At 45.5% G+C, this 14224-nt stretch carries 11 protein-coding genes; 5 read left to right on the top strand and 6 right to left on the bottom strand.

Features of this window, described 5'->3' with window-relative positions; genetic code table 11:
• The first annotated feature begins 66 nt into the window (after positions 1-66).
• Together earP and efp are read left to right on the top strand one after the other, a co-directional pair.
• Positions 67-1245 (top strand): elongation factor P maturation arginine rhamnosyltransferase EarP, encoded by a 1179-nt coding sequence (gene earP / locus KFE26_RS12130; RefSeq protein ID WP_212600541.1) that lies wholly within the window; start codon positions 67-69, stop codon positions 1243-1245.
• Positions 1246-1290: 45 nt separating this feature from the next.
• Positions 1291-1851: an elongation factor P gene (gene efp, locus KFE26_RS12135; RefSeq protein ID WP_105252465.1), complete on the top strand. Its 561-nt coding sequence runs from the start codon at positions 1291-1293 to the stop codon at positions 1849-1851.
• A 145-nt stretch (positions 1852-1996) separates the two neighbouring features.
• On the opposite strand, the gene KFE26_RS12140 is transcribed toward efp, so the two are convergent.
• Both KFE26_RS12140 and KFE26_RS12145 read right to left on the bottom strand, forming a co-directional pair.
• Positions 1997-3331, bottom strand: coding sequence for a glutamine synthetase family protein (locus KFE26_RS12140; protein WP_212600542.1), 1335 nt, complete (start codon positions 3329-3331; stop codon positions 1997-1999).
• Between the two features lie 296 nt (positions 3332-3627).
• Positions 3628-5010, bottom strand: coding sequence for a Na+/H+ antiporter NhaC family protein (locus KFE26_RS12145; protein ID WP_113939692.1), 1383 nt, complete (start codon positions 5008-5010; stop codon positions 3628-3630).
• A 742-nt stretch (positions 5011-5752) separates the two neighbouring features.
• Here KFE26_RS12145 and KFE26_RS12150 point away from each other — a divergent pair.
• The 3 genes from KFE26_RS12150 (at position 5753) to KFE26_RS12160 (ending at position 9139) form a co-directional block, all read left to right on the top strand.
• Entirely contained in the window at positions 5753-6967 is a 1215-nt protein-coding gene (locus KFE26_RS12150) for a pyridoxal phosphate-dependent aminotransferase (RefSeq protein ID WP_105252462.1), read from the top strand.
• A gap of 209 nt (positions 6968-7176) precedes the next feature.
• Entirely contained in the window at positions 7177-7764 is a 588-nt protein-coding gene (gene yfbR, locus KFE26_RS12155) for a 5'-deoxynucleotidase (RefSeq protein WP_173244950.1), read from the top strand.
• 25 nt (positions 7765-7789) lie between these two features.
• Entirely contained in the window at positions 7790-9139 is a 1350-nt protein-coding gene (locus tag KFE26_RS12160) for an anti-phage deoxyguanosine triphosphatase (RefSeq protein ID WP_113939691.1), read from the top strand.
• Between the two features lie 185 nt (positions 9140-9324).
• Here KFE26_RS12160 and KFE26_RS12165 read toward each other — a convergent pair whose 3' ends face one another.
• From KFE26_RS12165 to zwf, 4 genes are read right to left on the bottom strand one after another with little or no spacing between them, the layout of a single operon-like run.
• Positions 9325-9966 carry a bifunctional 4-hydroxy-2-oxoglutarate aldolase/2-dehydro-3-deoxy-phosphogluconate aldolase gene (locus KFE26_RS12165; protein ID WP_028759995.1) on the bottom strand — a complete coding sequence of 214 codons (642 nt, stop codon included), beginning with the start codon at positions 9964-9966 and terminating at the stop codon, positions 9325-9327.
• Between the two features lie 20 nt (positions 9967-9986).
• The gene (gene edd / locus KFE26_RS12170) at positions 9987-11813 is read right to left on the bottom strand and encodes a phosphogluconate dehydratase (RefSeq protein ID WP_028759996.1); all 1827 of its coding nucleotides are present in this window, start codon (positions 11811-11813) and stop codon (positions 9987-9989) included.
• A gap of 24 nt (positions 11814-11837) precedes the next feature.
• On the bottom strand, positions 11838-12536 hold the full coding sequence (gene pgl / locus KFE26_RS12175; protein WP_198573471.1) for a 6-phosphogluconolactonase: 699 nt from the start codon (positions 12534-12536) through the stop codon (positions 11838-11840).
• Between the two features lie 9 nt (positions 12537-12545).
• Positions 12546-14018, bottom strand: a complete 1473-nt coding sequence (gene zwf, locus KFE26_RS12180) for a glucose-6-phosphate dehydrogenase (protein WP_028759998.1) — start codon at positions 14016-14018, stop codon at positions 12546-12548.
• Positions 14019-14224: the final 206 nt, after the last annotated feature.

The following is a 14224-nucleotide window of genomic DNA, read 5'->3' on the forward strand; positions in this document are numbered from 1 at the left end:
AAGCGGCTTTAACGCCGCTTTTTTTATGCATATATTTCTGACTAAGAATAACGACATACCACACTCATGAGCAACACACCTCGCTCCAATCATTGGGATATTTTTTGCACCGTCGTTGATAACTATGGCGATATTGGCGTCACTTGGCGTTTAGCCAAACAAATAGCCAATGAGTATCAGATCCCCGTTAATTTGTGGGTCGACGACCTCGCAAGCTTCTCGCATATCTTACCGACACTCGATCCACTAAAAGCCACTCAAACCTTCAATGGTGTGAATATTATTCATTGGAAAGAGCCTTTACCTATAGAGTTTGTCGCAGGAGCAGTGCTCATCGAAGCCTTTGCCTGTGAACTCCCCGAACAGGTAAAAGAGCAGCTGGCTTATTTACATCAGAACGCCCCAAAATCTGTACCTGTTTGGCTGAATTTAGAGTATTTAAGCGCAGAGGATTGGGTTGAAGGCTGCCATGGTTTGCCATCGTTACAAGCCAATGGTTTGAAAAAGTATTTCTACTTTCCCGGTTTTAGCGCCAAAACGGGTGGACTCATTTGCGAGCAAAATTTGTTTGCAGAGCGTGATGCTTGGCAAGCTGATACTGCCAATAAATTGCAGCTTTTTACTGATCTAGGTCTTAAGGACATTCAGGCACAAGACACAGTGATTAGCGTTTTTAGCTATGAGACCGAGGCGCTACCCGCATTATGTGAGTTATGGCAGCAATCGGTAGAAAAAATCCATGCGCTGCTCCCAAAGGGGCGTAGCTTAAACAGTCTGACACATTTACTGCCCTGTGAGATTGCCGATCTAGTGCCGGGTCAACAGATAAATCATGGTAATTTAACCCTGCACATTTTACCTATGACAGACCAACAGGGGTTTGATCGCCTGCTCTGGAGCTGTGATTTTAATATCGTGCGCGGTGAAGATTCCTTTTTACGTGCCCAATGGGCCGCAAAACCCTTCATTTGGCACATTTATCCCCAAGAAGATGATTATCACCTCGTAAAATTAGAAGCTTTTCTCAAACTTTACTGCGATAATCTGCCACCTAAAATTGCTTGTTATTGGTCTGAATTGAATCTCGCGTTCAACCAAGCACAGCAATCAGCCGTGAGCCTTCACTGGCAAAACCTTAATCCTGTTAATTTGCCCTTGTTGCACCATGCTAAACAATGGCCAATTAATGCATTAAATGCTGCAGATCTCGCTACTCGACTAGTTCAGTTCGTTAAAAACAGCTAAGATACTGCGCGAAAACAGAAAAATCTAAATATAGGAAATAGTGTAATGAAAACTGCTCATGAAATCCGTCCTGGTAACGTGATCATGTTAGATGGCAGCCCATGGGTTGTGCAGAAAACTGAAACAACTCGTTCTGGCCGTAACGCTGCTATCGTTAAGTTAAAGTTGAAAAACTTACTGCTTAACTCTGGTACTGAAACGACTTTCAAAGGTGAAGATAAGTTAGAAGACATCATCTTAGATCGTCTTGACTGCACATATTCTTACTTTGCAGATCCTATGTTTGTATTCATGGATGCAGAATACAACCAATACGACGTAGAAGCTGAAAACCTAGGTGATGCAGCGGCTTATATCGTTGATGGTATGGAAGAAACTTGCCAAGTGACTTTCTATGATGGCAAAGCTATCTCTGTTGAAATGCCAACCACTATCGTACGTGAAGTGATCTACACTGAGCCTTCAGCTCGTGGCGATACTTCAGGTAAAGTGATGAAGCCAGCGACTATCACTGGCGGTGGCACAGTAAGTGTTGCTGACTTCGTGAAAGTAGGCGACAAAATTGAAATCGACACTCGTACTGGTGAATTCAAGAAGCGCGTTTAATCGCCCTTCTCGTTTCCAGACAAAGAAAAGCCAGTGCTTGCACTGGCTTTTTTGTTGCTATTTTTTAGTTGAACATTTTTAAGACTCTTAAGTCATTGAAGGGGTAAAACTTTTATAAGTAATAATTCCCTTATTCATAAAAGCGTTAGCATTGCGGCCCTAAGAAACGTCGCTCCCAAGCCCCTATCTCACTCAAATAACTTTGGAATTCAATTTCCTTCACCGATACAAAGCCAGTGACAAAATCGTCCCCGAGTAAGCGTCGTGCCGAATCACTTTGGCGCATTTGCGTTAACGCAGCTAAAAATGTCTGCGCTAGGTCATGGCTGCTATCGTAGGCGCTCCCGGTTTCTGGTGCACTTGGCGATAATTTTTCTTCTATTCCGGCAAGGCCCGCTGCCAAAGATGCGGCAATCATCAGGTACGGATTAGCATCGGCGCCCGCAATGCGATTCTCTACCCGTCTCGCCACCGGAGCACTCAATGGCACACGTAAGCCAGTGGTGCGATTATCAACGCCCCAACTTAAATTAATCGGCGCTTGACTGCCGGAAATGTAACGTCTAAATGAATTGATATTGGGTGCGAATAACAACATTAAATCAGGTAGATACTTTTGTAATCCGCCGATGTAGTGGTGAAAACGGTCAGTGTCGCTACCATCTGCATGGCTGAAAATATTATGACCTTTCTCATCGACGACACTTTGATGTAAATGCATAGAACTGCCGGGTTGACCCGCTATGGGTTTTGCCATAAAAATCGCATTCAAACCATGTTTTATGGCGATTTCTTTCGCGGCATATTTGAACATAAAGGCTTGATCTGCAAGAGCCAACGGATCACCATGCACTAAGTTAATTTCATATTGTGATAGCCCCATTTCATGGATCCAAGTATCACCTTTAATCCCAATCGCATCGATGGCGGCATTAAACTCATCCCAAAATGGTGCGAGTTCATTGAGCATATTCATGCTAAACGCGGATTGACCATTTTCAGCTCGGCCACTTTTTGAAATGGGCGCCTGATACGGAACACTCGGATCGGTATTCGCCTCCGTAAGATAAAATTCAATCTCGGGTGCCACCACAGGGGTTAACCCCAAGGCTTGGTAACGAGCCAGCACATTTTTTAACATAGAGCGCGGCGCAAATGGACATAAATTACCATCCAGTAATACGCAGTCATGGATGGCAAATGCGCGCGGCACTGTGCTCCATGGGATCATCTTGAGGGTGCTGTAATCGGGGACGAGTAAAAGATCAGGATCAGCATCAGGGAAAACAGGATCGTAGGAATACTCACCGGTAATCGCTTGCATCGAAATAGCTTGGGCAATACGTAATTCAGCACCCTGAGCAAAACTTCGGGCTGGCATAAGCTTTCCCCTTGGATAGCCTGAAATATCAGGGAATAAACACTCGACATCACGTATTGTGCCGTGCTCGAAAAACGCAGTAAGAAGAGTTGAGTCCATTTGATTCGTTTGCCACTAATGTTGAAAATAATACCCTGAAGGATGCAAAGTATAATCAGGCTTTGATTTGAAAAGCTACATGGCGATGATGAAATATGTAAAATATAAATGACAATTTCGTAAAATATAATTTGACATCAGTTGAAAATCTTCATTTAACAGTGTAATCATGTTTATCCTAGTTCAAGCCTCCTCACTCTTTACTCACCTTTTACTCATTCTAGCCGCCTAACCCCATTACGGCAGACATAAAAAAACCAGCCGTAGCTGGTTTCTTATATTAATCGTGACAGAAGTTATGCAATCACAATAAAGCCGATAAATGCTATTACTGCTGCGATAAGTGCATAAGGTAACTGAGTCACAGCATGGCTCACTAAGTTACAACCTGAGCCTTGGGCGGCCAATACGGTTGAATCTGAGTAGAAGCACGCTTGGCTACCAAATGATGATGCAGACAATAAGGCCCCAATGACTAATGGGATGTCCGCCCCAACCGCTTGCGCTAATGGCATCACGATAGGAATCGTCACGGCAAATATACCCCAGCTCGAACCTGTGGCAAATGCGAGTATAGCCATAGATAAGAACACTACCGCAGGCAGCAATTTAGGTGTCATAAATGGGCTTAATGATTCAATGACGTACTGCGGCAGTAATAACTGATCGCACACATCCTTAAACACAAACGCCGCAATCACAGTGCTAATGGCCGGTAGCATGCTTTTAAAACCATCGATCATTTGGTCCATCATTTCTGAAAATGGCATCAAACGCTGCACTGCATAATAAGGAATCGTGATAACTAAGGTCGCCAGCAAACCTTTCCACACGTCGATATCAAAGTACACGGTAAAGGCAACTAACAAACCAATAGGTACTAAAAAGTTATGCAGTTTGCCCTGATTATCGGCGTGCTTAAATTCCTCTTCTATGGCTTTAACCGCATATTCATCCGAAGTTTGAACTTGGTCGAAATCCACTTGCGCTTCCGCGGGTTCACCTTGGGCAGCGCGCAGCTGCGCAGTCTTCATTGGACCAATGGCGGGCACAATACCTAATGCGACAAGTAGCACCATAGCCACAGCTAACCAAGCATAAAGCATGTAAGGAATGGCTTGCATATAAACTGCAATGCCTTGACCTTCGGCTGCCACACCGTTATCCACCAGTAATCCACCAAAAAATACCGCCCAAGTCGATAATGGCACTAACACGCACACGGGCGCGGCGGTGGAGTCCACGACATAGGCGAGCATTTCACGGGACACTTTAAATTTATCCGTTACACGCTTCATGGTTTCACCCACGGTCAACGCATTGAGATAGTCATCGATAAAAATCACGATCCCAAGGATAAAAGTCATTAATAGGGAAGATTTAGGTCCTTTCGCCAATTTAAGTGCATTGCGCCCAAACGCTAATGCGCCGCCAGTTCGTACTAAAAGTGCGATGAGCGCGCCAAAACCACCACACACCAGAATCAACCAACCTATGGTTTCATCGGCCATAACCTTCAATGACACACTAGCAAAATTGTTTAAGACTTGACTGGGATCGAGTAACAGGAAACCGGTTACCGCACCTATGATCAAAGATAAAATAGGACGGCGTAACCAAATAGCTAACACCAATACCACCAAAGGTGGGATGAGACTTAACGCTGTCGGTTCAGACATGCACTTAGGTCCTCTAAATAAATCGCCTAAAAGGCAAATGGTTTTAGAATAACGCCTGAAATCAACACGATTCAGAACGTCAACACAGCTGCTTCATGATGACTAACCCTGAAGATAAAACCCGCGAATTGCTTGCTATCTAAGGTGCCTTGCCAAAAACATCGCGCAGAAAATAAAGCGCATCGAATATTGAGTCAACTATAAATTTAACTTGATAGAAAATAAATTTATTTCCCGCGAGACAATTTTACATAACCGTATAATCTAGAAGACTTTTAACGCCATTGTAACTTAAACATTTATGATCTTCTTAGCTTAATAAGCATTCAATAAATATGCCTAATTATCACAAAATAAAATGCCACTTGCATAAGTTTACCTTATCAAAAATCTGTGATTAAAAATCAACCATTAAGTATCAGCTAAAATACATTTTCTTCTGTCACGATTGATATGGCTAATATAGAGAAATTAAATATGGGTCAGCTAATTCATCTTTCGAAATGAAAAAACATAAACAAGATTCCCCTACCAACCCAATAGATAAAAAATCTTAAAATCATGCCAATGTCAGAACATAAAACTTGTGCAGATTTCTTTAATCGACTGTTAAAGCATATTTAACTGAGGGATATTTATAAAAAAAGCGCAATTCTGTGCTTATCCCCCCTTTCATCTACAATGAAATTTCGTTATGGTGCGCTAACTTAAGCCAAAACTTTATGCATGTTCCGAGGTGTAAATGCGCCCTATCATCAAATCCAACAAGCTGGATACCGTTTGCTATGACATCCGCGGCCCAGTGCACAAGGAAGCCAGACGTTTAGAAGACGAGGGGCATCGAATCCTCAAACTCAACATTGGTAATCCGGCCCCCTTCGGTTTCGAAGCGCCTGAAGAAATAGTGCGCGATGTGATCCTCAATTTACCCAGTGCCCAAGGCTACTGTGAGTCAAAAGGATTATTCTCTGCCCGTAAGGCCATAGTGCAGCATTATCAAGCCCAAGGGATTTTTGGTGTCGATATTGAAGATATCTATATAGGTAACGGCGTTTCAGAACTCATTATGATGGCAATGCAAGGCTTGCTAAATACCGATGATGAGATCTTAATCCCCTCACCAGACTATCCCCTGTGGACAGCAGCGGCGAATCTCGCGGGCGGCAAGGCTGTGCATTATCGCTGCGATGAAGAAGCGGACTGGTTCCCCGATCTCAACGACATTAAAAGTAAAATTTCATCACGTACCCGCGGCATAGTGCTGATTAACCCGAACAACCCAACCGGAGCGGTATACAGCAGAGAATTACTGCTGCAAGTGGTTGAACTGTGTCGTCAACATGATCTGATCCTTTTTGCCGATGAAATTTACGATAAAATTTTATACGATGAAGCCAAGCATATTCCTGCTGCGGGTCTATCAGATGATATTTTAACTGTTACTTTTAACGGTTTATCAAAGGCTTATCGTGCAGCAGGATTTCGTGTTGGTTGGATGATGTTATCTGGCAATCTTAAGGCTGCTAAAAGTTACATCGAAGGCTTAGAGATGCTGTCCTCGATGCGCCTCTGTGCAAACGTGCCCAATCAACATGCGATTCAAACTGCGCTCGGCGGTTATCAGAGTATTAACGAGCTTATTTTGCCTAATGGCCGCCTCACAGTCCAAAGGGATGCCTGTTACGAATTACTTAACCAAATTCCAGGTGTGAGCGTTAAAAAACCAAAGGGCGCACTCTATGCCTTTCCGAAACTGGATATGAAGAAATTCAACCTAAGGGATGATGAGCGTTTAGTGCTGGATTTACTCAGAGAAAAGAAAATTCTGTTAGTGCACGGCACGGCCTTTAACTGGCCTGAGCCTGACCATTTACGAGTGGTTTTCTTGCCCTATAAAGAAGATCTGAAGAAAGCATTTACCGAGTTTGGTGCCTTCCTCGAAAACTATCGACAGTAAAATATCCCTTTAACGGTTTGAGACATAAAGCGATCCTAGCGGTCGCTTTATTTTTAGCTATTTCTTTAAATCCTCTACGCTCATACTCACGTGTCATCCAAGGCTGTGATAATCTAAGACTTCACTAGCGTCAATACTGCCTACTCACTCGTTTCATGTCTTCCATTGCAGCTTGTCGCCTTCCGATTTCACTCTTTAGCAGGAAAACTATGAGTCACTTATTTGCCCATTTAGCTCGCATGAAACTGATCCAACGCTGGCCTTTGATGTACAACGTTCGCACTGAAAATGTTCAAGAACACTCGCTGCAAGTTGCCATGGTGGCCCATGCACTGGTGATCATCAGTAATAAGAAATTCGGCACGACGCTCGATCCCCATCAAGCCACGAGTCTGGCGATTTTTCACGATGCCAGTGAAATTCTCACGGGTGACTTACCGACGCCGGTAAAATACTTCAATAAAGAAATTGAAGCCGAGTATAAAAAGATTGAGGCGATTGCCGAGCAGCGCATGTTAGATATGGTACCTGAGGAATTTAAAGAAGATTATCGCAGTCTGTTCATCAGCGATTACGCCGACCCCGTTTACAAGACCATAGTGAAATCGGCTGATACTCTGTGTGCCTATCTTAAATGCCTTGAGGAAAACCGCGCTGGCAACAGTGAATTCAATACCGCCCGTAAGCGTCTCGAAGACATGCTGGCGACAAATCCAGATCCCGCAGTACAGTATTTTATAAGCTGCTTTGTGCCAAGTTTCACCTTGAATTTAGACGAAATTAACAAGATGCTTTGATTTTCCACTCTCGCTAGGAATGCATATGACTTCAAGTGTTTGGCAAGAACGCCGTCATGGTGAAGATAAACAACGGCGCTTTGATCACCGCAGCCCTTACCAAAGAGACAGGGCGCGTATTCTCCACTCGGCCGCCTTTCGCCGCCTTCAGGCCAAGACCCAAGTGCTCGGCGTTGGCATGAATGACTTCTATCGCACCCGATTAACCCACTCACTCGAAGTCTCGCAAATTGGCACCGGCATAGCTGCTCAGCTCAGACGTAAATATCCACAACATAAACAGCTGCTTTGCTCTATGAGCTTATTAGAGTCCCTGTGCTTGGCCCACGATATTGGTCATCCTCCCTTCGGCCACGGTGGCGAAGTCGCATTAAATTACATGATGCGCGACCACGGCGGTTTTGAAGGCAATGGCCAAACCTTTCGTATTTTATCGAAACTTGAGCCTTACACATTAGATTTTGGGATGAACTTATGCCGCCGAACTATGCTCGGGATTTTAAAATACCCCGCGCCGCACTCGAAGCTGTTTGTCGCGGGTGAACATAATGAAATCACCAACCATAGACAGCTCAAGCCGTCACAATGGCCGCCGGTTAAGGGCATTTTCGACGATGATAACGACATCTTCGCTTGGGTGCTTGAACCTTTGTCTGAGGCGGATAGCCGTCGTTTTACATCAACGCAGCAAGGTTCACACCCCGCCCTGCACCACTATCCGCATTTGCGAACCCAGTTTAAATCCTTCGATTGCTCAATTATGGAACTGGCAGATGACATCGCCTATGCGGTGCACGATCTCGAAGATGCGATTGTGATGGGCATAGTCACAGCGTCCCAGTGGCATCAAGATGTGGCGCCGACACTGACCAACAGCAGTGATACGTGGATAAAACAAGAGCTGGCAGATATTGGCAACAAGCTGTTTTCCCATGAGCATCACCTGCGTAAAGATGCCATAGGCACACTCGTTAATGGCTTTGTCACCGCCATTGTTATCTCAGAAGATGACGTGTTCGAAGAGCCATTATTGCGCTTTAATGCGACGTTAGAGCCAGAATTTGCCATTGCGCTCAATGTGCTCAAGCAACTGGTTTATAAATACGTTATTCGTAAACCTGAGATCCAAATGCTCGAATATAAGGGCCAGCAGATTGTGATGGGATTATTTGAAGCCTTCGCTTCCGATCCCGAGCGTTTACTGCCACTGAACACCCAAGAGCGCTGGCGCGAAAGTGAGCAACAAGGCTTAAACAGTCACAGAGTGTTGGCGGACTATATTTCAGGGATGACCGATGAGTTTGCGGGGCGACTGTATCAACAGCTATTTAGCCCAAAAGCCGGCTCGAATGTGGAACTGAGCAAGGAAATGTAGGTAAGCAGACATTGCGCGGCCCGACTTGCTATAAAGCCAGACTGTTTGTAAATGCTCGTGTTACTGTAAAAACCAGACTTTCTACAGAGTCAGCTATCGCAGCCGTTCTTTATCAAAATGCGAAAGATAAAAGACAAAAACCACCTCGCGGTGGTTTTTTATTTTGTCACTATTTCAAGCTCGATTTATAAAGCGCCGATGGCATCTTTACAAAGTTGAGTGATACGATCCCAATCGCCGTGTTCCATTGCATCCGTTGGCGCAATCCAACTACCACCAATACAATCGACGTTTTTCAGCGCTAAATAATCTTTATAGCTGCTTGGCGTAATGCCACCTGTTGGGCAGAAGCGAATGTCCGCTAGCGGACCCGAGAAGGCTTTAAGAGCATCGACACCACCCGAGGCTTCGGCTGGGAAGAATTTAAAGTGGGTGTAACCGAGCGCCATCCCCGTCATCACTTCTGAAATGCTCGCAACCCCTGGAATTAAAGGGATTGGACCATGCATACCCGCTTTGAGCAGTTCAACCGTCGCGCCTGGGGTAATAATAAACTGCGCACCCGCGGCAATCGCAAGATCAAGCTGAGCTTCGTTTAGGATAGTCCCTGCGCCCACTAAGGCCTCAGGCACTTCTTTAGCGATTTTAGTGATAGCTTCGAGTGCACAAGGCGTACGCAAAGTCACTTCTAACACGCTAATGCCGCCGGCAACCAGTGCTCGCGCTAATGGCACCGCATGTTCAATCTTGTTAATCACCATAACAGGAACAATAGGGCTGCGTTTAAAAATATCTTGTGGCTGTAGTGACCAGTTATTCTCAAGCATTGCGTTATTCTTCCTTTGTATTAATAAAGTTCATCGATGGCATTAGTACAACGCGCACCAGTTTCTGGACTACTTAGATTTGAACGTAGCGCACTAAATAACTCGCGGCCCATCCCATAACGTGAGCGATGTAAATCGACTATTCCCGCGGCTCTGGTGGCAAGTTCAGCTTCAGATACAAGCAGGCTCAGTTCGCCTGTTAACGCATCGACACGGATCAAGTCGCCATCTTGGACTTTGGCAATTAAACCGCCATCTAAGGCTTCTGGCGTCAAGTGAATGGCCGCAGGGACTTTACCCGACGCGCCAGACATACGACCGTCGGTCAGCAGCGCGACTTTAAAGCCTTTGTCCTGAAGCGTTCCCAATAGTGGGGTTAACTTGTGCAGTTCTGGCATACCGTTGGCTTTCGGGCCTTGACCTTTAACCACCACAACACAATCTCTATCCAGAGCACCGGCTTGGAACAAGGCATCGAGTTTGTTTTGATCGTCAATCACCACTGCGGGCGCTTCAACGACACGATGTTGTTCTTGTACTGCTGACACTTTGATCACAGCGCGGCCTAAGTTACCTTTGAGTAATTTTAAGCCACCGTTGCCTTGGAAAGGTGATGCGACTGACGTTAACACTTCAGTATCTAAGCTAGTCGTTGGACCATCGACCCAACGCAGTTCACCGTCGAGCAGCCTTGGCTCTTGGGTATAACGGCGTAAACCAAAACCCGCAACGGTATTCACATCTTCATGCAATAGACCCGCATCGAGCAATTCTTTGATTAAGTACGCCATGCCACCGGCGGCATGGAAATGATTAATATCGGCATGACCGTTTGGATACACGCGCGCCACTAATGGTACAGCATCGGATAATTCAGAAAAATCATCCCAGTTCACAATAATACCGGCAGCACGAGCTGCGGCGACAATGTGCATCGTCAAGTTAGTAGAACCACCAGTAGCCAAAAGTGCCACAATGCCGTTAACCACAGACTTTTCGCTAACCACTTCACCGATTGGGGTATATTGAGTCCCCATTTCAGTTAAACGGCACACTTGCTTAGCCGCCATCTTATTTAACGCTTCGCGCAGTGGATCATCAGGATTCACAAAAGATGAGCCAGGTAACTGCAGACCCATCACTTCAAGCATCAACTGATTCGAGTTTGCCGTGCCGTAGAAAGTACAGGTTCCAGCACTGTGGTAAGACTGAGCTTCAGCTTCTAATAGCTGTGCACGGTCTACTTTACCTTGGGCAAATTGTTGACGAATACGGGCTTTTTCTTTGTTCGGGATACCTGATTTCATCGGCCCTGCCGGCACGAATAACATAGGTAAGTGACCAAAACTTAAGGCGCCGATAAGTAAACCTGGAACGATTTTATCGCAAATGCCGAGCAGTAAAGCGCCATCGAACATGTTGTGAGACAAGCCCACAGCCGTTGCCATCGCAATCACTTCACGACTCAGTAAGCTCAATTCCATACCGGGTTGACCTTGAGTCACACCATCACACATGGCCGGAACACCGCCCGCCACTTGTGCAACACTGCCGACTTCCTGACAGGCTTTTTTAAGCAATTCAGGATAGCTTTCATAGGGTTGGTGCGCAGATAACATATCGTTAAATGCCGTCACTATGCCGATGTTCGCCTTATTCAATTGACGCAATGCATTTTTGTCGTCTGGATTACAGGCGGCAAAACCATGGGCTAAGTTGCCACAGCTCAATGAGCTACGGTGTACACCATGGTTACGGGCATCATTCAATGCGGCGAGATAACCTTCACGTGACGCTTTGCTACGGGCAATAATTCTGTCGGTAACAGCTTGAACTACTGAGTGTATTTCTACTGAGTGCATAGTGACTCCTTAAGCGCTCCAGAACACATCAACGGGCGTTTTACGCTGCGCTAATACGGCTCTGATAGGCATAGCATGGACATCATCACTTTCTAACGCTTGACGATATACGGATAATTTCTGTTCCCCGACCAAGTGCAGATAAATTTGTCTGCTGTTCAGAATCGCACTCTTAGAGAGCGTGATCCTGCCGTGGGGCGCTGTGGTGGGGTTAGTCGCCACGCACAGGGCTTGGGTTGTGAGCGCATTTTCAAGCTCAGCGCTACAGGGAAACCAAGAGCAAGTATGACCATCGTTACCCATGCCTAACACCACAACATCAAAAGGACGTGGGAAGTTAGACAAAGACTCGGCGGCCATATCGGCGCCCGCTTCTGCGGTCGAAAACATGTTTTTTAAACCGCGGAATTTGGCATTCACCGCACGGTTTTGTAATAAATGTTCACGCACGAGACGCTCATTAGAAGCATCGGCGTCGGCTTCAACCCAGCGCTCATCGGCAAGCGTGATATAAACGTCACTCCAATCGATGGATTTCATGCTCAATAGTTGAAATAACTTAAGCGGCGTCGAACCACCGGAAACCACTAAGCTCGCTTTTCCGCGGGCATCGACAGCTTCCTGCAACTGGCTCGCAATTCTATTCGCAAGCTGTTGTTCTAACGCACTTGGCGTATCGAAAGATTTGAATACGGTTTCTTTAATCATCAAAGTCTCCTACTCGTCCCACGAACGGCCATCTTTGGTAATCAAAGCAACTGACGCAACTGGACCCCAAGTACCCGCAGGATAAGGTTTTGGTTTTTCGTTGCTTTGTTCCCACGATTGGATAATGCCATCCACCCAAGTCCATGCCTGCTCGACTTCGTCGCGGCGCACGAACAGCGCTTGATTACCGAGCATAGCTTCGAGTAATAGACGCTCATAGGCATCGGCGATACGTTCATTTTTAAAGGTATCGGAGAAGCTCAAATCGAGTTTAGTGGTTTGTAGACGTTGTTTTTGCTCCAAACCTGGCACTTTGTTCATCATCTGGATTTCAACCCCTTCATGGGGCTGCAAACGGATTGTCAGCTTGTTCGGTGGCAGATTACGGTAGCTTGAGCGATACAAGTTATGCGGTGGGTTTTTGAAATACACCACAATTTCAGAGCTCTTAAACGGCATACGTTTACCGCTACGTAAATAGAAAGGCACGCCCGCCCAACGCCAGTTGTCGATATCCACACGAATAGCCACGAAGGTTTCTGTGTGTGATTGAAGGTTGGCGCCTTCTTCTTCTAAATAACCCGGTACTGGGCTGCCCTTTAAGAAGCCAGCACTGTACTGACCGCGTACGGTATTTTCATACACATTGTCAGAATTAATCGGACGCAGTGATTTGAGCACTTTGACTTTTTCATCACGGATGCTGTCAGCGTCTAAGTTGACCGGTGGATCCATAGCAACGAGCGTTAACACTTGCAGCAAATGGTTCTGGATCATGTCACGCATTTGACCCGCTTTGTCGAAGTAACCCCAACGGCCTTCGATGCCCACTTCTTCTGCGACTGTGATCTGGACGTGGTCAATCGTACGGTTGTCCCACTTAGAGGCAAATAAAGAGTTAGCAAAACGCAGTGCAATCAAGTTCTGTACGGTTTCTTTACCTAAGTAATGATCGATACGGTAAACCTGACGTTCTTTGAAGTAAGCGGAAACTTGGTCATTGATAACGCGAGAAGAGTCTAAATCTGAGCCGATGGGCTTTTCGAGCACCACGCGTGAATCTGGGTGGATAAGATCTTGTTCATGCAAACAACGGCAAATGTCGCCGAATATTGCAGGTGGCGTAGCAAAGTAACTGACCATAACGCGCTCTTCTGGTTTGAGCAGATCATGGAAGGCACTGTAGCCCGCTGAATCGGTAAAGTTAGTGCCTATATAGTGGCAGCGGGACAGGAAACGTTGGAGAGTCTCTTCGCACAAAGGCTCTTTCACGAAGGTGTTTAATGCAAGCGTGACTAATTCGATAAACTCATCTTGAGTAAACTCGTCTTTCGCGACACCGATCACTTTCGTATCTTTATCGAGAAGTTCAGCTTTATCTAGCTGGTATAAAGAAGGTAACAACTTGCGTCGTGCCAAATCGCCTTTAGTACCAAAGAGTACGAAGTCACAAGCTTTGGCGCCTGATGTTGTTTTGCCCATTGCGTTACGATCTCCTTTGTATGTCGTGTCCCTTCATGTCGATGAAGAAATCCACACTTTTGTTGTAATATAACAACAGAATTTGTTAAATGCATCTATTTTTATAAATATTAACATTCTAGCTAACTAGTCACTTGCTGCATAAATCTGATATGCTTTTTGTGCTTAAATTACTGAAGGTAGTAAAGTCTTATTTCAAAATTGTA

This window comes from Shewanella sp. M16, assembly GCF_018224605.1.
Lineage (GTDB): Bacteria > Pseudomonadota > Gammaproteobacteria > Enterobacterales > Shewanellaceae > Shewanella > Shewanella oncorhynchi.